Origin of the sequence: Paenibacillus sp. FSL R7-0312 (genome assembly GCF_038004445.1) — a bacterium.
Lineage (GTDB): Bacteria > Bacillota > Bacilli > Paenibacillales > Paenibacillaceae > Paenibacillus_AQ.
On the sequence record NZ_JBBORE010000001.1, the window covers coordinates 3,133,161 to 3,152,667 of the forward strand.

General features: G+C 55.9%; 10 protein-coding genes. 9 read left to right on the top strand and 1 reads right to left on the bottom strand.

Going from position 1 to position 19,507, the window contains the following annotated elements; all coding sequences use genetic code 11:
- The first annotated feature begins 31 nt into the window (after positions 1 to 31).
- The 6 genes from MKX70_RS13670 to MKX70_RS13695 all read left to right on the top strand — a co-directional run bounded on the left by MKX70_RS13670 (position 32) and on the right by MKX70_RS13695 (position 8,079).
- On the top strand, positions 32 to 796 hold the full coding sequence (locus MKX70_RS13670) for an RsmE family RNA methyltransferase (RefSeq protein WP_042238589.1): 765 nt from the start codon (positions 32 to 34) through the stop codon (positions 794 to 796).
- A gap of 3 nt (positions 797 to 799) precedes the next feature.
- Positions 800 to 2,143, top strand: coding sequence for a tRNA (N(6)-L-threonylcarbamoyladenosine(37)-C(2))-methylthiotransferase MtaB (mtaB, locus tag MKX70_RS13675; protein ID WP_042238588.1), 1,344 nt, complete (start codon positions 800 to 802; stop codon positions 2,141 to 2,143).
- Positions 2,144 to 2,454: 311 nt separating this feature from the next.
- The gene (locus tag MKX70_RS13680) at positions 2,455 to 4,707 is read left to right on the top strand and encodes an Ig-like domain-containing protein (protein WP_042238586.1); all 2,253 of its coding nucleotides are present in this window, start codon (positions 2,455 to 2,457) and stop codon (positions 4,705 to 4,707) included.
- A 183-nt stretch (positions 4,708 to 4,890) separates the two neighbouring features.
- Positions 4,891 to 5,451: an ECF-type riboflavin transporter substrate-binding protein gene (locus MKX70_RS13685; RefSeq protein WP_042238584.1), complete on the top strand. Its 561-nt coding sequence runs from the start codon at positions 4,891 to 4,893 to the stop codon at positions 5,449 to 5,451.
- A 97-nt stretch (positions 5,452 to 5,548) separates the two neighbouring features.
- Positions 5,549 to 7,255: an ABC transporter ATP-binding protein gene (locus MKX70_RS13690; protein WP_340840188.1), complete on the top strand. Its 1,707-nt coding sequence runs from the start codon at positions 5,549 to 5,551 to the stop codon at positions 7,253 to 7,255.
- Positions 7,252 to 8,079: an energy-coupling factor transporter transmembrane component T family protein gene (locus tag MKX70_RS13695; RefSeq protein WP_042238580.1), complete on the top strand. Its 828-nt coding sequence runs from the start codon at positions 7,252 to 7,254 to the stop codon at positions 8,077 to 8,079. Before MKX70_RS13690 ends, MKX70_RS13695 begins: the two co-directional genes overlap by 4 nt.
- A gap of 88 nt (positions 8,080 to 8,167) precedes the next feature.
- Here the strand turns inward: MKX70_RS13695 and MKX70_RS13700 are convergent, their stop codons facing one another.
- A complete protein-coding gene (locus MKX70_RS13700; protein WP_340840189.1) occupies positions 8,168 to 9,157 on the bottom strand; it encodes a Na/Pi cotransporter family protein in 990 nt (329 codons plus the stop codon).
- A gap of 102 nt (positions 9,158 to 9,259) precedes the next feature.
- Here MKX70_RS13700 and MKX70_RS13705 point away from each other — a divergent pair, with 102 nt between their 5' ends.
- The 3 genes from MKX70_RS13705 to MKX70_RS13715 all read left to right on the top strand — a co-directional run bounded on the left by MKX70_RS13705 (position 9,260) and on the right by MKX70_RS13715 (position 19,129).
- Positions 9,260 to 10,660, top strand: a complete 1,401-nt coding sequence (locus tag MKX70_RS13705) for a class I SAM-dependent rRNA methyltransferase (protein ID WP_042238578.1) — start codon at positions 9,260 to 9,262, stop codon at positions 10,658 to 10,660.
- A 745-nt stretch (positions 10,661 to 11,405) separates the two neighbouring features.
- The gene (gene addB, locus MKX70_RS13710) at positions 11,406 to 14,942 is read left to right on the top strand and encodes a helicase-exonuclease AddAB subunit AddB (RefSeq protein WP_340840190.1); all 3,537 of its coding nucleotides are present in this window, start codon (positions 11,406 to 11,408) and stop codon (positions 14,940 to 14,942) included.
- Positions 14,939 to 19,129, top strand: a complete 4,191-nt coding sequence (locus tag MKX70_RS13715; RefSeq protein WP_042238575.1) for a UvrD-helicase domain-containing protein — start codon at positions 14,939 to 14,941, stop codon at positions 19,127 to 19,129. Before addB ends, MKX70_RS13715 begins: the two co-directional genes overlap by 4 nt.
- Positions 19,130 to 19,507 lie beyond the last annotated feature (378 nt).

Genomic DNA, 19,507 nt, shown 5'->3' on the forward strand with positions numbered 1-19,507 from the left:
CGCTGAATAAGAGACAGGATGATGATAAAAGATGCAGCGTTATTTCGTAACACCGGCGCAGTTCGGCCAAGACAAGGTAAGCATTGACGGCGAAGATGCCCGGCATATCGCCAAGGTAATGCGCGGCAAGGCAGGGGATAAGCTGATTGTCAGCGACGGCGTTTCCCGCGAGGCATTGGCTGAGATCGCTGAAATAGAGATTGGCCTCGTAACCGTGAGCATACTGGAGAATCTGGCCATGACCCACGAGCCGCGGATTAAGATTACTGTAGCCCAGAGCCTGCCGAAGGGGGACAAGCTGGAGACGGTGATCCAGAAATGTACCGAGATCGGTGCGGTTGCCTTCACCCCGTTCCTCTCCGAGCGGACAATTGTGCAGTATGATGAACGCAAGGAGAGCAAGCGGGTAGAGCGCTGGCGCAAAATCTGCAAGGAGGCCGCTGAACAGGCCCACCGGAATATCGTTCCGGAAGTGCATTCGCCGCTGAGCTGGAAGCTGCTGCTGAAGAGCTTCAGTGAGTATGACGCGGTGTATTTCTGTTATGAAAAAGAAGAAGGGCTGCAGCTCCGCAGCGCAGCCGCGCCTTGGCTGTTCTCGCTGCCGCAGGATTCTACTGCCAAGGTAATGATTGTTGTCGGACCGGAAGGCGGCTTCAGTCCGGAGGAATGCCGCGCGGCCGAAGAGGCCGGTGCGGTCTCCGTAGGTCTGGGAGCACGCATTCTGCGCTGTGAAACCGCAGGTATGGTCGCCGCCGCCTGCATTCTATATGAATCCGGAGAAATGGGGGGAGCTTAAACAATGCCATCCGTAGCTTTTTATACATTAGGCTGTAAAGTCAATTTCTACGACACCGAAGCCATCTGGCAGCTGTTCAAAAATGAAGGGTACGAGCAGGTGGATTTCGAAGGTTCCGCCGATGTCTACCTGATCAATACATGTACTGTTACCAATACGGGTGACAAAAAAAGCCGACAGATGATCCGCCGCGCGGTGCGCCGCAATCCTGAAGCCATCGTTGCGGTAACCGGCTGCTACGCGCAGACCTCGCCCGGAGAGATACTCGATATCCCCGGCGTCGATCTGGTCATCGGTAACCAGGACCGCGAGCATATCATGACCCATGTGAAGAATATTCAGGAATCGCGCCAGCCTGTGAATGCGGTCCGCAACATTATGAAGACCCGGGAGTTCGAGGAGCTGGACGTTCCCGGATTCGCTGACCGGACGCGTGCATTCATGAAGATTCAGGACGGCTGCAATAACTTCTGCACCTTCTGTATCATTCCCTGGTCGCGCGGGCTATCGCGCAGCCGTGATCCGAAATCGATTGTCGCCCAAGCACATCAGCTTGTGGAGGCGGGATATAAGGAGTTTGTCCTGACCGGGATTCATACCGGGGGCTACGGCGATGATCTGGAGAATTACCGTCTGGCCGATCTCTTGTGGGAGCTGGATCAGGTGGATGGCCTGGAGCGGGTCCGCATCAGCTCGATTGAAGCCAGCCAGATTGATGAGAAGCTGCTTGAGGTGCTGAACCGCAGCTCCAAGATGTGCCGCCATCTGCATATTCCGCTGCAGGCCGGACATAACGACGTGCTGAAGGCGATGCGCCGTAAATATACGACTGAAGAGTATTATGCCAAAATGCAGCTGATCCGCCAGGCGATGCCGGATGTAGGCATTACAACCGATGTTATCGTCGGCTTCCCGGGCGAGACCGAGGAGATGTTCCGCGCCGGTTATGACTTCATGAAGGCGGTCAACTATTCTGAGATGCATGTGTTCCCGTATTCCAAGCGGACCGGTACGCCTGCAGCACGGATGCTGAACCAAGTGGATGAAGAGATCAAGAATGCGCGTGTCCAGCAGCTGATTGATCTTTCTGAGGAGATGCAGCTGGCTTATGCGCAGAAATTCGTCGGCAAGACCTTGTCCGTCATTCCGGAACGTGCAGCCAAGGGATCACCGGGACGCAGCATTCAGCACGGCTTCAGCGACAACTATCTGCAGATTCTGTTCAGCGGGGATGATTCGCTTCAGGGCGAGCTCTGCGAGGTGAAGGTGACAGAAGCTGGCGTGAATGAATGCCGCGGTGAGCTTGTCAGCGTAAGCAGAGCTGCAGCAGAACCGCGCCGCGCGTAAGCGTACACAAGGATAAACAACACCAAGGGGGATGCCTTTAGGAGCCGGTAACGGCTCTATGGGTTCCCTTTTTGGCTTCCTGATCTATAGCGGATAAGTCTACAGGCTTACCGCCCGCCGGCAGAGGCTCATCAGTTCAGTTCTGCCTGCTGGAACTAAATGTATAGATATAGAGCGCAATTTATATAGTTATAAAGACCTGAATTCGGCTGAAACTGAAAATAGGGTAAAGACTTGGGCTCTATTTGTCGATATAGTGGAAGAGTGTGGTAAAAGGCCACCGATAATAAGACCGTCTAAGGAGAGAACAGATGACCGTGTACAGGAAAATGACAAAAACGCTCCTCATTATGATATTGCTCGTTGCTGCAGCTTTTCCGGTAAACGTCTTTGCCGCTGCTGGAGACATCAACTCTATTGAAATCGACAGCTCTGACAAAATAGAGCTAACCGTGGGCCAGACACCGAAGCAGCTTAAGGTATATGCCAGTGTTGAAGGTTCTTCTTCCAAGAGGGATGTGACGGCAGCCGCCACATGGACCTCCTCCAAGAATGAAGTTGTCAGCGTAATTAACGGTCAGATCAAGCCGCTTGCTTACGGGACGGCAATGATTACAGCTACTTACAGTAATAATGCGGTTGATACTGTTGAGGTATCTGTTACGTATCCGTATAAAGATCTGAAACTGAAACGCAGCACGGAGGGCAGCTACAAACTGGGAGACAAAGAAGCCTCACTCCTAGTTACCGCAACGGCCAAGGGCGGCGAATCCGCCACTGAAGAGAAAGATGTGACGAAGGATGCCGACTGGAGCAGCTCGAATTCAGGCGTACTGACGATTACAGCGGGTAAGATTACGCTGGTTGGCGAAGGGACGGCGACAGTTACTGCCAAGTACAAGGGATTAACTGAGACTTTCAAGGCGGATGTGGAGCTTCCGTATTCGGCAATCATGCTTAAAGACAAAGTGAGCGGTGTGGAAGTCAAAGAGCTTGAAATGCTGGTTGGAGACAACCCGGTGCAGCTGAAAGCAGTAACCAAAGCTACAGCGGTGAGTGATGAGCTCCCTATCGAGAAAGAGGCAGATTGGAGCAGCTCAAGCGAGAGCGTAGCTACAGTAAAAGACGGCATGATTACTATTCTTGGCGTGGGTAAGGCTGTCATTACAGCAAGCTACCTGGGTGTGGACCAGTCCGTTGACGTCTATGTGCGGGCGCCTTATGAAGCGCTTCTACTGACACCATCCGGCGACCAGTCCATTTTCCTGGGAGAAAGCCTCAATGTAACAGCAACGATGCGCAATGCGGTCAATTCGACCACGAACCAGACGGCATCGGCTATCTGGACCTCTGATAACCTGATGACAGCTTCGGTGACTCCAAATGTTGCGGATGCCAGCAAAGCCTTTGCTACAGTGACAGGCAAAGCGGTAGGATCTTCTGTCATCAAAGCAGATCACCTCGGAATCAGCAAAACCTTCAAGGTAACGGTCTATCCAACCCTGACAGAGCTGACCCTTGAGAAGACGGAACAGGAAATATACACAGCAGACTCTGCCGGCTTGCCGAAGGTAAACGGAACCAAATATGACGGAACCAAGCTGGATATCAGCGATGAAATCGTGTGGACCTCGGCCAATGAAGAGATTGTCTCGATTAAGGACGGGAAGCTTACCGGCGGCAAGGCAGGCACAGCTACCCTGACGGGCAAGATCAAGGAAGGTGCAGTAACTGCAGGTTCTGCGACTGCGATCCGCTCCAAGACCGTTGAATACAAAGTAACCGTTCAGAATAAAGTGCTTGTGCTGATTGGACCGGAGGATGCGCTGGGTCTGGTCATCGGTGAAGAAACGCCGCTCCCTGCGGTTCAGGCCGTACTGGAGAACGGTGATGAGCTCGATGTGACAGACACCATTGTCTGGGAACTGGGCGGAAGTAACGCGGTTCTCAAGCAATCGGCAGCTGCCAAGACCATTAAAGGTCTGGTCAAAGGCTCGGCAACACTCAAAGGTACGTATTCCAATAAGACAATCAGTGTTCCGGTAACGATTGAGCAGAAGGTTGTGAAGCTCGTTGTGGAACCGGCTGTACTTGAGATGAATATCAAAGGCTCCAAGACGATTAAGGTCACCGGATATTTCTCAAATGGCAAAACTGCGAACTTCTCGGGTGGAATGAACTGGGTATCGTCTAATCCGGATGTGGCTTCAGTGAAGGGGACGTCGGTCAAAGCGATCGCTGAAGGCACAGCAACCTTGAGTGGTACCTACCAGGGAATTCCTGCTACTGTCAAAATTTCAGTGGTGCCGAAGCTGATGAAGATTACGGTCAGTGAGAATAAGCTGATTCTTGCACCGGGTGCAGGTAAAAACGTAGTTGTAACCGCGCTGTATGATACAGGCAAGAGCGCTGTTGTCACAGGAAGCGTAGTCTGGACCAGTTCCAAACCTTCTGTGGCTAAAGTGAATTCCTCCGGGCAGATTACAGCGGTAAGCAAGGGAACCACTTCGGTTAAAGGTAAGCTGGGCACCAAGACAGTTACGGTATCTGTTTCAGTGAAATAGTATTGTACTGGCTGCTGCTATAAGTAAGATCATTAGACCTGGACATGGCCTCTGCGGCGGTGTTCAGGTTTTTTAACGTATTGGTGGATCAGATAATTTCTTCTCCACTATAGTAATCCCGAGTAAACCAATGTATAATTCGGAAAAAGCGTACAATAAAGTCCATTAAGGGAGATGAAGCAGATGACTAAGCGCAAGGCATTATCCATTCAAACGATTGTGGCAATCGGCATCGGTTCGCCGTTGTTCGTAATATTGGGGAGGTTCGGTTCCATTCCTTCAGGTATTCCGAATACCAACATTGAGACTACATACGCACTTCTGGCGCTGTTTGCGCTACTATACGGACCGGTTGCGGGGCTCTTCATCGGACTGATCGGGCATACACTGAAGGATGCAATCTTCTATGGCTCGCCTTGGTTCAGCTGGGTCATCTCCTCGGGACTAGTCGGGCTGATTATCGGGCTGCTGGTGGCCAGAATCCTGATCAGGGACGGTCAATTCGGCCGGAAAGAGATCATAGCCTTCAATCTTGCGCAGATTGCAGCTAACGCCATTGCCTGGTTCGTGGTAGCGCCGCTGCTGGATATTCTTATCTACGCGGAACCGGCTAACAAGGTCTTCACCCAGGGGCTGATCGCCGGAGCGTCCAACATTGTAACGGTGGCGGTCATCGGAACACTGCTCGCTATAGCCTACTCCAAGACGAGAACGAAACAGGGTAGCCTGAAAAGACTACAATAATATATAATTCAAACAGAAAGGCCGGTGCCCGTCACCGGCCTTTCTGTTTGAGCGGGTCAGTTATGATACGTAAATCAGCATATGAGGAAGGTTACCCATGAGCAAAACGGTTATAGAATTCACCGATTTCACTTTTAAATACCGGGCCCAGCAGGAACCTACACTGCATAAAATTAACCTGAAGATTCATGAAGGTGAGAAGATTCTGATTGTCGGGCCCTCCGGCTCCGGCAAAAGCACCTTGGCCCATTGTATCAATGGCCTGATTCCTTTTGCGTATCCCGGTGAAATAAGCGGTACCCTGACCGTTAAAGGCAGAGACACGAAGGAGCTGGGGATTGCCGGCCTGTCGGAGGTGGTGGGGACTGTGCTGCAGGACCCGGACGGGCAGTTTGTCGGCCTGACCGTAGGCGAGGATATTGCCTTCAGTCTGGAGAACGCAGCGGTTCCGGTGCGGGAGATGCATGAGCGGGTGGAAGCTGCGGCAAGAGCGGTCGATATTCAGGACCTGCTGACAGCCTCTCCGCAGGAGCTGTCCGGCGGACAGAAGCAGAAGACTATGCTGGCCGGCGTGCTGGTCAGCAATGTGGATGTCCTGCTGTTCGATGAGCCGCTGGCCAGCCTGGACCCCTATACGGGAACCGGGGCGATTGAGCTGATCGACCGGGTGCAGCGTGAGACCGGCAATACGGTCATTATCATTGAGCACCGGCTGGAGGAAGTGCTGCACCGGCCGGTGGACCGGATCATTGTCATGAATGAAGGAATGATTGCGGCGGACCTGCCGGCTGCGCAGCTGCTGAGTTCACCGCTGCTTGCAGAGTCAGGCCTCCGGGAGCCGCTCTATCTTACCGCGCTCAAATATGCCGGCTGCGAAATTACGCCGGAGATGAACCCGCAGCATCTGGACGGGATTAAGCTGGAGACAGGAGCTGCCAAGCTCCTTGCCTGGTATGAGGCCAGCGAAGTGCCGCAGGAGGAGGAAGCAGCACCTGTGCTGCTAGAGCTGCGGAATATTACCTTTGGCTATGACAAGCAGGCTCCGGTGCTGCAGGGACTGTCCTTCAGCGTCCGCCGCGGCGAGATGCTCTGCATTGCCGGGAGGAACGGAGCGGGCAAATCAACGGTGTCGAAGCTGATTTGCGGGTTCTACCGGCCGTCAGCGGGAAGTATTCTGCTGAACGGGCGGGATCTGGCAGCGGATACGATCAAGGAGCGGGCAGAGCATATCGGCTTCGTAATGCAGAATCCGAATCATATGATCTCCATGACGCTGCTGTATGACGAGGTTGCCCTCGGACTTAAGCTGCGGGGCTTCGCGGAAGAAGAAATCCGCGAGCGGGTACATAAGGTGCTCCAAGTTTGCGGACTGTATGAGTTCCGCGAATGGCCGGTTTCAGCGCTCAGCTACGGGCAGAAGAAACGGGTGACCATTGCCTCCATCCTGGTGCTGGAGCCGGAGGTGCTCCTTCTGGATGAACCGACCGCCGGGCAGGATTACCGGCACTATAACGAGATTATGGAGTTTCTGCGCGGACTCTGCAGCTCCGGGATCACGGTGATTATGATTACCCATGATATGCACCTGATGCTGGAGTACGCGGAACGGACGATTGTGCTGGCGGAGGGCAGGAAGCTGGCGGATGCCCGGCCGGAGGTGATTCTGACGGACAGGAATATTGTGAGCAGCGCTAACTTGAAGGAGACTTCACTGTTCAAGCTGGCGGTGAAGGCCGGAATTGACCAGCCGGTAGAATTTGTCCGGCGGTTTATAGAATTTGACAGGGGGAACCGCCGCAGATGAAAGCTAAGATGCTAACCTATACCAGGCAGGATTCACCGGTGCACCGGCTGACGGGGGCAACGAAGCTGATTATTTTTGCCGTATGGTCGGTCTCTGCCATGATTACCTACGATACCCGCTGCCTGCTGCTGATGCTGCTCTTCAGCCTGGCCGTATTCCGCATTTCACGGGTCCGGTTTCAGGACTATGCCTTTGTGCTCTACTTCATTCTGCTCTTCTTCCTGCTGAATCACATCGCGATCTTTGCCTTCTCACCGTTGGAAGGAACACGCATCTACGGCACCCGGCATGATCTGCTGCATCTCGCGGGACGTTATACACTGACTGCGGAGCAGCTTTTCTACCAATTCAATATCGCTCTGAAGTATGCCGTGGTCATTCCGATGGCCCTGCTGTTCCTGCTGACGACAGATCCGAGTGAATTCGCCGCCTCGCTGAACCGGGTCGGGGTCAATTACAAGATCGCTTATTCCGTTTCGCTGGCCTTGCGCTATATTCCCGACATCCAGCAGGATTATGAGAACATCTCATTCTCGGCACAGGCGCGGGGCATTGATATCTCCCGTAAGGAGAAGCTGCCAAAGCGGCTGAAAAACATCGTATCCATTCTGCTGCCGCTGATTCTGACCAGTATCGAGCGGATTGAGAAGATCAGCACTGCAATGGAGCTGCGCGGCTTCGGAACAGGCCGCAGCCGGACCTGGTACCAGGCCCGGCTGTTTACCCGCAGCGATTATACTGCGCTGTGTCTGATGGTGGGGATAGCCGCAGCCGCGACGATTATTACTTTTTATGACGGCTCGCGGTTTTATAGTATTTTCTGAGGGGGATGCTGGAAGTGGAGCTTCCGTAGAACTGCGGAGCGGATTGAAGTATAATAAGACAGTTGTAATCCTGGCCGGACGTTGTGGATTACCGCTGAAGCCGCTGCTCCAGCCTGGTCCATACGGGCAGGTAGCATAGCGGCAGTACCCCAAGCGAGCACACGACATTGAAAATGGTCTGGGCATGCGCAAGCTGCGCTGCAGGCCCGCCGCCGATCCAGGAGGACAGGCTTTGCAGCGGCCCGATGAAGGGCAGGAACAGCAGGGCGCCGCCGACATTGAGCGCCACATGCGACCAGGCAACGAATACGCCAGACGGCGTGCTGCCGATGGCGGCGATTACGGCCGTGACGCAGGTGCCGATATTCGCGCCGAGCACGATGGCGATCCCCAGCTCCGGCGGCATGACGCCGCTGGTGGCGAGGCCCATCGCCATGCCGATCACCGCCGCGCTGCTGTGCACCATCGCGGTCAGCACGGCACCTGCTGCCAGTCCCCACAGTGCGCTGGTGGCGGCATGCCCGAGGAACCAGCGGAACAATTCGCTGCCTTCAAGGGAGGGGCCGATCGACTGCATGACCGCGATGCCCCACAGGACCAGGGCGAAGCCGGCTACCGCGAGGCAGATGAATTGAAGCGGCCCCGAGATCCGGCGGCAGGCTTCAACCAGCCGCCATGCCTGCGGGGATAGCTCGCCGGCCATCACTGCGGCCGCCCAGAGGCATAATGCAGCGGCCAGCAGCGGCGCTGCCAGTGTGCTGATCTGCAGGCTGATCAGCTCTGTAGTCAGGCAGGTGCCGATGTTGCTGCCGAGGATAATGCCAAGCGTCCGGGCATACGTCAGCAGCCCGGCATTAACCATGCCGATGGTCAGCACGGTTACGGCCGTGCTGCTCTGCAGCAGTGCGGACAGCAGGCTGCTGGCAATCAGGCCTTTTGCCGGTGTAGAGGTTGCCTTATGCAGACTCCGGGTTAGCAGCGGGCCGGCGAGCCTCGACAAGGAGGCTTCCATCACCTTCATGCCGGCGAGAAATATGACAAGGCCATAAATGACAGGGAACAGCAGGTCACGGATCATAAGGACAGGCTCCTTTTTGGACGGGGGTTGTACACCAATATATGAAGGCATTGCATAGGACATGTATACAAATCCAGCAACAAGAACAGGGAGTTGAAGTCATTGGCATCGGTAATTCTGGAACGAAACCGTAAGAAAAGACTGGAACAGGGACATCCGTGGGTCTACGCCAGCGAAGTGGCCTCGGTAGACGGAGAGCCGCTGGCAGGGGGAATTGTGGATGTGCTGAATCACCAGGGCCGTTATCTGGCCACGGGTTATTACAATCCGGCCTCGCAGATCCGGGTAAGAATTCTGTCGCAGAGTAAGCTTGCAGCGATGGATACTGCATTTTTTGCCGGCCGGTTCGCAACCGCCCTGCAGCACAGGGAGCGTTTCCTGCCGGGTGCGGATGCTTACCGCCTGGTGTATGGGGAAGCGGATTTCCTGCCGGGGCTGATCATCGACCGCTTCGGGGAGGTTCTCGTCGTGCAGCTCCTGACCCTGGCCATGGATCAGCACCGCTCCGAGATCGTGGAAGCGCTGGTGCAGGTAATGGCTCCGCGCGGCATTTATGAGCGCAGTGATGTCAGCGTCCGCGAACTGGAAGGCCTTGAACAGACCACAGGCGTACTCTACGGGGAATGCCCGCGCCACATCACGGTGAGCGAGAATGGACTGAAGGTCATTGTCGATATTGAAGAAGGCCAGAAGACAGGCTATTTCTTCGATCAGCGGGAGAATCGAGCTTCCATCGCTCCGCTCATGAAGGGCTGGGGCGGGCGCAGCGGAATTACGCTGCAGGAGGTAGCGGCACAGGACGGTACGCTCCAGATGCTGCCGGTCAATAAAAGCGGCAAGCCGGTCACCTTCCCATTCTGGGACGGCGCAACCGTGCTGGAATGCTTCGCGCATACCGGCAGCTTCACCCTGCATGCCTGCAAATACGGCGCCAAGAAGGTAACCTGCCTCGATGTGTCCGCGCATGCGATTGAAAGTGCAAAAGCCAATGTGGAGATCAACGGATTCAGCGACCGGGTGGAATTTGTAGTGGATGATGCGTTTGCGTTCCTGCGCAATCAGGTTAAGGGGCTGGAAGAACGCTCCGAGCGGGCGACAGGCCCGGCGGCAGAGAGCAAACCCGGCGCTAAACCGGCTGCCAAGGCGGATACCGCGAAGCCGATGACGGCAGGCGGCGGACGCACGTGGGATGTGGTTATTCTTGATCCGCCCGCTTTTGCCAAAACCAAAAGTGCTGTAGCAGGCGCCGTCCGCGGCTACAAGGATATCAATCTGCACGGCATGAAGCTGGTTAACGAAGGCGGATATCTGGTTACGGCCAGCTGCTCGTACCATATGCAGCCGCAGCTGTTCCTGGAGACCATTCAGGAAGCGGCCAAGGATGCCGGCAAAGTGCTCCGGCTGATCGAGTGGCGGGCCGCAGGCAAGGATCACCCGCAGATCCTCGGCGTGGACGAAGGGCATTATCTGAAGTTTGCCATCTTCGAAGTGCGCAGCAAATAATGATGTTAGTTCAAGCCGGAGGGCTTGTCCGGGAGAGTCTCAGCTACTGAGGCTCTCTTTTTCTTACAGAGAAGTTGCTGGTACTGTAGCAGGGAGCCGTCAGCAGAGAGAAGCGGACTGAGGGGCCTCTATTTCTCCAAAAAACCTCAGAATGGGGTCTAGGCGGACTGGAATTCCGTTATGTTGCTTGCTGGATTCCATTAGGAGCTCTGACTTGTCCTTTAGCGGAATCTGAGTCCGTCTGCCCGGCGAATCCGCCTGATCTGCTCATATAACGGAATTTCAGTCCGCTTCCCGGGGTGGGGATCATGAACAAAGCAGAGGAACCGCGCGGAGTGCTGCAAGAATGGCCGAATAAGACGGTACGAAGTGCTGCTGAGTTGCTGGCTGCTAAAGGGCTGTACGCCCGGTTATGGAATCAGCGGAGGAGTGACTCTGCTGATTTTATTGGATTTTCTCCATTTAATGATCCGGTTTATCCTTCATCCAGGCTCTCCCAACCAGCCGATCCATGGCTTCGGGAGAGTCTTCTTTGCTGTTGCCAGGTAGCCGTGGCCTGAAAAAAAGCGGCAGGTATTTGCAAACAATGGCAAACGTACGTTCTGGAGCGCGCGGTGGAGGTATGCTATACTATTGGGACGAGATTATTCATAGATTCTGATATTCATCAGGCAATCCGCTTCTGTGTGTGCAGCAGCAGGGCGGCCTGCATTCTAATTCTCCGCCACGGAAGGAGTCTGCTGATATGACGGTTAACTTTTTGATCGGACGCTCGGGCAGCGGCAAGACAACTACAATATGGGAGACTGTATCTACGCGGCTGAAGACAGAGCCGCTTGGAGCGCCGATAATTATACTTGTCCCTGAACAGGGATCATTCGGTGCGGAGCGCGGGCTGCTGGCTGCGGGCAACGTCAAGGGCAGCATCCGCGCTCAGACACTCAGCTTCTCCCGGCTGGCCTACAGGGTGAAGCAGGAGACCGGCGGCAGTGCGAGTCTGCCGATCAGCGAGGAAGGCAAGAAGATGCTGATCTATAAGATCGTCAACCGGCGCAAGGAGGAACTGAAGCTGTTCGGCGCCTCCTCGGACCGGCCCGGATTCGTGGAACGGCTCAGCAGCCTGCACACGGAGCTCAAGCGCTGCTGCCTTGGAGCGGGTGACCTAGAAGAACAGCTCGGCAGAATGCGGGATGCGCTGGGAGGAAGTCCGATTCTGGCCGGCAAGCTGGAAGATCTGCACTTGGTCTTCAGTGAGCTGGAGCAGGAAATGTCACAGCTGTACATGGATCAGGAGGACAGGCTTGCGGAGCTGGCCGAGCATATTCAAGATTCGGGCTATATCCGGGGAGCCGAGATTTGGGTAGACGGGTTCCACGGGTTTACCAATCAGGAATTCATCGTATTGCGTGAGCTTATGCAATATGCCTCGGGGGTCAACATTGCCCTGACGCTGGACCGGATCTATCCTTCGGGCCAGGCACCGCATGAGCTGGAGCTGTTTCACCCGGCTGCGGTTACGTATATCAAGCTGCGGGGAATGGCTGAGGAGATGGGCCTTACAGTCTGGGACCAGCTTCTGGCCCCGCCTGTACTTCCAAGGTTCAAGGACAGTCCGGCTCTCGCCCATCTGGAGCGCGGATTCCAGCGCCGGCTGCGCTGGAACGGAGCAGCCGGGCAAGTGGAGGAGGCAGTCAGTATCCGGGCTGCGGCCTCCCGCCGGACCGAGGTTGAAGGCGTGCTGCGCGAGATGCTGAGCCTGGCCAGAGATTCAGGGGCCAAGTATGGTGAGATGGCTGTATTCATGCGGAATATGACGGATTATGAGCCGCTGATTGCTCCGCTGTTCCAGGACTTCGGCATTCCCTTCTTCCTGGACCAGAAGCTGAATGAGCTGCATCATCCGCTGGTGGAATTCATCCGTTCCGCTCTGGATGTAGTCCGCCGCCGCTGGCGCTATGAGGATGTGTTCCGCTGCGTGAAGACCGAGCTGCTGCTTCCGCTGGACGGAAGTATTACGCGCGCCAATATGGATGAACTGGAGAATTATGTGCTGGCCTGCGGTATTCACGGGTACCGGTGGACTGACGGCCGTTCCTGGAAAGGCATTCCCCGTCTCTCGCTGGAGGGCAGTGAGGCCGTAGATGAAGCCATGCTGGCCAGAATGGAAGCCTGCCGGAGCGCGATCACAGGACCGCTGCAGGCTTTTGAGCAGAGGGTCAAATCAAGCCGCAGCGGCCTGGAGCTGTGCAGAGCAGTATATCTGCTGCTTGAGGACACAGAGGCAGCGCGTAAGCTGGAACGGATGGGGGCGGAGTCTCTGGAACAGGGACGCCCGGAAGCTGCCCGTGAGCATAACCAGCTGTGGGGTGCTGTGCTGGACCTGCTCGATCAGATTGCCGAGATGATGGGCAGGGAAAAAATGGAATTTGAACTGTTCTCCGGCGTGCTGGAAACAGGGCTGGCTGAGCTCAAGATGGGGCTAGTCCCGCCTGCCCTTGATCAGGTGCTGGTGGGAACGATGGACCGTACGCGGGTGTCTGGAGTGAAGTATGCCTTCCTGCTGGGCTTCAATGAAGGTGTGGTTCCGGCACAGTTCAAGGAAGACGGGATCTTGTCCGAGGGAGAGCGTCTGCTGCTGGAGAATGCCGGTATGGAGCTCGCCCCCGGTTCATCCCGCAAGCTGCTGGATGAGCGCTTCCTGATCTACAATGCGCTTACAACTGCCAGCAGGAAACTGTGGATTAGTTACGCAACGGCTGATGATGAAGGCAAAGCGCTGCTGCCCTCGGAGATTATCCGCCAGCTGCAGGGCATGTTCCCTGAAGGGCTGGATGAGAAGTATCTGTCAGGGTTCCCCCAGGGAGGGGAGGCAGCTGATGAATGCGCGTCTGCGGAAGCGGTCCACATGAAATTTATCGGCCATCCTGAGCAAACCCTCCGCATGCTGATGCTTCAGCTCCGGCAGTGGCGCCAGGGGGTGGAGATTCCCCGCCTGTGGTGGGATGTCTATAACTGGTTTGCGGCCGATGAGCAGGAGGAAGTCTCAATGAAGCTGCAGCTTGAACGGCTGCTGGGCTCGCTGTTCTACCGCAACGAAGGGATCAGGCTGAAGCGGGAGACCAGTCTGCGGCTGTATGGCGGCTCCACACTGCGCGGCAGCGTGTCGCGCATGGAGAAATTTGTCGCCTGCTCCTTCTCTCATTTCGCTTCTTACGGGCTAAGGCTGAAGGAACGCCAGCTCTATAAGCTCCAGGCCCCGGATATCGGGCAGCTGTTCCATGCGGCTCTAAGCCAAATGGCGCAGCGGCTGCAGAAGGAGGGCCGCAGCTGGGGCAGTATGACGGCCGAAGAATGCCGCCGTGAGGCGGGCGAGACGGTAGACCGTCTGTCCCCGCTGCTGCAGGGCGAAATTCTGATGAGCAGCAAGCGTTACAGCTATATCTCACGCAAGCTGAAGAATATTGTCGGCCGCGCTTCAGTGATCCTCGGCGAGCATTCGCGCAGGGGGAGCTTCGAGCCAATCGGGCTGGAGCTGGATTTTGGCCCGGGAAAGGATCTGCCTCCACTGAGAATTACACTGCCGAATGGCTGCGTAATGGAGGTGGTCGGCCGGATTGACCGTGTGGATATGGCTGAAGGCGAGCAGGGTATACTTCTGCGGGTCATCGACTACAAATCAAGCCAGAAGGATCTCAAGCTGCATGAGGTCTACTATGGATTGTCGCTGCAAATGCTGACCTATCTTGATGTGCTGCTCACCTATTCCGAGCAATGGCTTGGTCAGGCTGCACTCCCGGCAGGCGCGCTCTATTTCCATGTTCATGATCCGCTGCTGACCTCGGCCAACGGGATGAACCGGGAGCAGGCGGAGCAGGAACTGATGAAGCGCTTCAAGATGAAGGGTCTGCTGACGGCAGACCGTGAAGTGGTCTCACTGATGGATACCACACTCGACAAAGGGTATTCCTCAATTGTTCCGGTAGCGCTAAAGAGCGACGGCAGCTTTTACAGCAGCGCGTCTGTAGCTACCCCCGAGCAATGGGGTCAGCTGCTGTCTTCAGTGCGCAGCACGATTTCGGATATCGGTACGCGTATTACGGAAGGCGATGTGGCCATTCAGCCTTACCGCATCCAGCAGGAGACCGCCTGTACCTTCTGCTCCTTCCGCCCGGTCTGCCAGTTCGACGAGGCTGTGGAGGGCAATGGCTACAATAATCTGAGTAAGCCTGGCAAAGAAGTAATCTGGGATCTGCTGTCCCGCAAAGGAGGAGAGAAATTGTGAGCATACATCCTGTAACGGAAGCGAAGCCGGAAGGGAGTCTGTGGAGTGACGACCAGTGGCGCGCCATTGCCGAGAGCGGCAGCGATATTCTCGTCGCGGCAGCAGCAGGTTCCGGTAAAACAGCTGTACTCGTAGAGCGCATTATCCGCAAAATCAGCAATGAGGAAGCAGGCTTCAGCGTGGACCGGCTGCTGGTAGCGACCTTCACCAAGGCTGCAGCCTCCGAGATGCGGCAGCGGATCCGGGAGGCGCTGGAGCGCAAGCTGGAAGAGGACACAAGCGGTGAGAACGAATATCTGCGCCGCCAGCTTGCTCTGCTGGGCAGAGCCTCTATTACTACGCTGCATTCCTTCTGTCTTGAAGTGATCCGCCGGTATTATCAGCTGATTCCGATTGATCCGGGCTTCCGTATACTCAATGAGCATGAGGCGGAAATGATGCGCCAGGAGCTGCTGGAAGAGCTGATGGAGGAGAAATACGGTGAGGTCACTGAAGACGGGGACGATAGCGTATTTGTCCGGCTTGTGGACTGGTTCAGCGGTGAGCGCAGTGATGATGCGGTGCATTCGCTGATTCAGCGGCTGCATGATTTCGCGCGCAGCCATCCCTGGCCGGCGCAGTGGCTGCGGGATACCGCTGCCGACTTCTCTTTGCCGGATGCGGAGGCCTTGAGCCATACGCCATGGGTGCAGAGCATTCTTGCCGAAGCCAGGCTGACGCTGGATGGTGCCATTAGCCAGCTGCTGCAGGCCCGCGAGATCGCGCTTCAACCCGGCGGACCGGCTCCTTATGCGGATAACCTGACGGCCGATCTGGATATGGCACAGGGGTTACGGGATGCGGTAGAATCGCAGCCATGGGCTGATCTCTATGATATTTTCATGGAAATCTCTTTCGGCAAGCTGAAGCCCTGCAAGAAGGATTCCACTGATCCCGGCCTGCAGGAGAGTGTTAAGGCAACCCGTGATCAAGTGAAGAAGAGCTTGCTGGAGTTGCAGAAATCCTTATTCGGGCGCCCGGCGGAATCTTTCCTGGGTGAACTCCATGAAGCGGCACCGCTGATGCACGAGCTGGCGGAGACGGTTATCGGGTTCGGTGAACGTTACCGGCTGGAGAAGGCGGGCCGGGGGCTGGTGGATTTCAGTGATCTGGAGCATTACTGCCTGCAGATCCTGCGCCATCCGGACTCGCATCCGGGACATTCCCTGCCCTCGGATGCGGCGATGGAATACCGCAGCCAGTTCGATGAGGTGCTGCTGGATGAATATCAGGATACCAACAGCGTACAGGAGGAGATCGTCCGGCTGATCTCCCGTGAGTTCCCCGGCAACCGCTTCATGGTCGGGGATATGAAGCAGAGTATCTACCGCTTCCGCCTGGCTGAACCGGGGTTGTTCCTGGACAAATACCGCAGGTTCAACGCTGGGCCGTCTGCTGAAGGTAACGGCAGTAGCCTGCTTGCCGGTGAAGCGGATGCCCGGACTGAAGCAAGTCCCGGGCAGAGCTATAATGCCGGCGGCTCAGTCATCGATCTGGCCCGCAATTTCCGCAGCCGGCTGGAAGTCGTGAATGCCGTAAATATGATTTTCCGGCAGATCATGGACAGCAATGTTGCGGAGATAAGCTATGACGAGCGTGCAGAGCTGGTCTATGGAGCCAACTTCCCGGGAACGGCGGAGAAAGGGCCGGATACTTATTTTGCGCCGGAGCTGCTGCTGATCGATAAGGGGACCTCTGCATCCGGACAGCCCGAGGAAGCCGGGGAGGACGATGAGCTGCCCCAGCAGGAGAATGAGGCAGTAGAGAGTGAGACTGCACAGCTGGAAGCACGGGCCATTGCCCGGCGCATCTCGCAGATGACAGGAATGACCGGTGGGGAACCGCTGATGATCTATGATAAGGCGCTGCGCATCATGCGTCCGGTAGTATACGGCGATATCGTTATTCTGCTGCGTTCCGCCCGTGTGTGGACGCCGCTGATGATTGAAGAGCTGCGGAATGAAGGCATTCCAGCATACGGCGACCAGAACAAGGGGTACTTCCAGGCTACCGAGGTGGAGATCGCCCTTTCGCTGCTGCAGATTGTCGATAATCCCCGCCAGGATATTCCGCTGGCCGGTGTACTGCGCTCGCCGGTGGTGAATCTGCGCGAGGAGGAACTGGCTAAGGTGCGCCTATGCAGCACCGGAACGTTCTATGATGCGCTGGTTGCGGCATCAGAAGCTGCGGATATACCGGGGGACAATCCTCCGGCGATGGGTTCAGCGGGTGCTGCCCTGCGGGTGGAGCAAGCAGGCGATGCAGGCGGTGATTTAACGGCAGAGACTGCTGCAGCGTATGATCTTGTCACAACATCAGAGCAAGAGACTCTGCTTGAAGACAGGGCTGCCGAGACAGAAGCCTCTGCAGCGCTGACGGCTATTCATCCGCAGCTACGGATGAAGCTGAAGACCTTCCGGGACATGCTGGAGGACTGGAGAAACGCCGCCCGGCAGGGAAGCTTAAGCGAACTAATCTGGCGTATTTATCGGGAAAGCGGATATCTGGAATGGGTTGGCGGACTTCCCGGCGGATTTCAGCGCCAGAACAATTTGAAGGCATTGTATGACCGGGCTGTTCAGTTCGAGAATGAGACCTCAGCCAGAGGATTGTTCCGCTTCCTTGTGTTTATCTCACGGCTGAGAGAGAACGGCGGGGATCTGGGCGTTGCCGGGGGCAGCAGCGAGGAGGCTGGCGGCGTCCGGATTATGACGATCCACAAGTCCAAGGGTCTGGAGTTCCCGGTTGTATTCCTGGCAGGCATGGCCAAAATGTTCAACCGGCAGGATCTGCATTCCCCGTTCCTGATGCATAAGGAACTCGGCTTCGGCCCCCGCTTCGTGGAGAGGGAGACACGGGTCAGCTACCCGACGCTGCCATACCTGGCCATTAACCGCCGTTCACGGCTGGAGCTGCTGGCTGAGGAGATGCGCGTGCTCTATGTCGGACTGACCCGTCCGCGCGACAAAATGATCCTGGTAGGCACGGTCCGCGATTTGCCGCGCACAGTATCTGGCTGGACTGCTATGCAAGGCCGGGAGGAGCTGCTCCTGGCAGACCATCTGCTGGCCCGGGGCCGCAGCTATCTGGACTGGGTGGGACCGGCGCTGATCCGCCATCCCGCAGCAGCTATTCTGCGCAAGGTTGCGGGAAGTGAGGGCACGGTGTCTACGGTACTTCACGGCGATGAGTCCAACTGGAGCATTTCGGTGCTCGGCGCTGCGGAGCTTGGCTCCGGAGCTTTTCTGGCAGCAGACGGTGACAGTGACAAGAATGAAGAACGCCGTATGGCGCTTGAGGCGCTCCGCCGGGGCAGGACTGTGCCTTCGCTGGGAACTGCCTCAGCAGGGGAGATTGCAGACAGGCTGCAGTGGACCTATCCGTATGCGGCTGCTTCAGGTATTCCCGCCAAAACATCAGTGACCGAGCTGAAGGCACTGCTGTCCATGCAGGAACAGCCCTCCCTTGATCTGCTGGAAGATACCTATATTCATGGGGAGCAGAACGCAAGAAGCGGCGGTGTCGGATATGGTGACAGCCTGCATCTGCAGCGCCCGAAATTTATGGAAAAGCGGGGACTTACCTCTGCTGAGCGCGGAACCGCGTATCATACCGTTATGCAGCATATTCCGCTGGATGAGCCGGTGGACCGGTCTGTTCTCGAGGCCACGCTTGCACGACTTGAACGGCTTGCCATACTCAGCAAGGAGCAGGCAGACGCGGTTGAACTGGGCGAAGTAGAGGATTTCTGTACTAGTGAACTGGGCCGCAGACTCTTTAAGTCTTCCTGGAAGACCAGAGAGCAGCCTTTCAGTTATAGCGTTCCTGCAGACGAGGCTTACCAGGGACTTGCATACCTGGACGAAGCGGCAGCGGGACTCCCGGCTGACGGCGCCAGCGGAGCCTTCAATGAGACCGTTCTGATTCAAGGGGTAATCGACTGTCTGTTCCGTGAGGAAGGGCGCCTGATTCTGCTTGATTACAAAACAGATTTCGTCCCGGTGCAAGAGGGAGGGCTCGAAACGCTGACTGAGAAATACCGCTTCCAGCTGGAGCTGTACAGCAAGGCGCTGCTTGATATTCTGGGCGAGCCGGTCAGCGAGGTCTGGTTGTACTTTTTCGATGGCGGACATGCTGTGAGGCTGTGAGAATATGGATTAGAGGCTAAGAGGCTAAGAATGAAATTAGACTAAGAGACTAAGAAATTAAGAGATTAAGAGATTAAGAACCTATATAGTTTGAACCTGAAAATATATAGATAGAGGCAAACGTGGCAGGGACAATTTTGAGAACATAGAAGTGTCAGCGTATGGCTTGTCTGCGGATTTCCACCGTGAAAAGCGGTTTAATTCAAGAAATCTGCAGACGGGTAACGGCCGGAGAGCCAAGGGTTCTCTGGAGTCACGATATAGACTGACCTGATAGACTGACAAAGAGTATCTATATAACCAACGCTTAGTCTGTAAACAAACAAGTAACCGGCCACCGATGATCTGTCACCCCGAATCTTTCAATTCTTATACTTG

What these genes read in the sequence shown, in the direction of transcription:
- mtaB (WP_042238588.1), top strand. Translation starts at nt 800, where the DNA reads ATGCCATCCGTAGCTTTTTATACATTAGGCTGTAAAGTCAATTTCTAC.
- MKX70_RS13680 (WP_042238586.1), top strand. Translation starts at nt 2,455, where the DNA reads ATGACCGTGTACAGGAAAATGACAAAAACGCTCCTCATTATGATATTG.
- MKX70_RS13670 (WP_042238589.1), top strand. Translation starts at nt 32, where the DNA reads ATGCAGCGTTATTTCGTAACACCGGCGCAGTTCGGCCAAGACAAGGTA.
- MKX70_RS13700 (WP_340840189.1), bottom strand. Translation starts at nt 9,157, where the DNA reads ATGATCCGTGACCTGCTGTTCCCTGTCATTTATGGCCTTGTCATATTT.
- MKX70_RS13685 (WP_042238584.1), top strand. Translation starts at nt 4,891, where the DNA reads ATGACTAAGCGCAAGGCATTATCCATTCAAACGATTGTGGCAATCGGC.
- MKX70_RS13695 (WP_042238580.1), top strand. Translation starts at nt 7,252, where the DNA reads ATGAAAGCTAAGATGCTAACCTATACCAGGCAGGATTCACCGGTGCAC.
- addB (WP_340840190.1), top strand. Translation starts at nt 11,406, where the DNA reads ATGACGGTTAACTTTTTGATCGGACGCTCGGGCAGCGGCAAGACAACT.
- MKX70_RS13690 (WP_340840188.1), top strand. Translation starts at nt 5,549, where the DNA reads ATGAGCAAAACGGTTATAGAATTCACCGATTTCACTTTTAAATACCGG.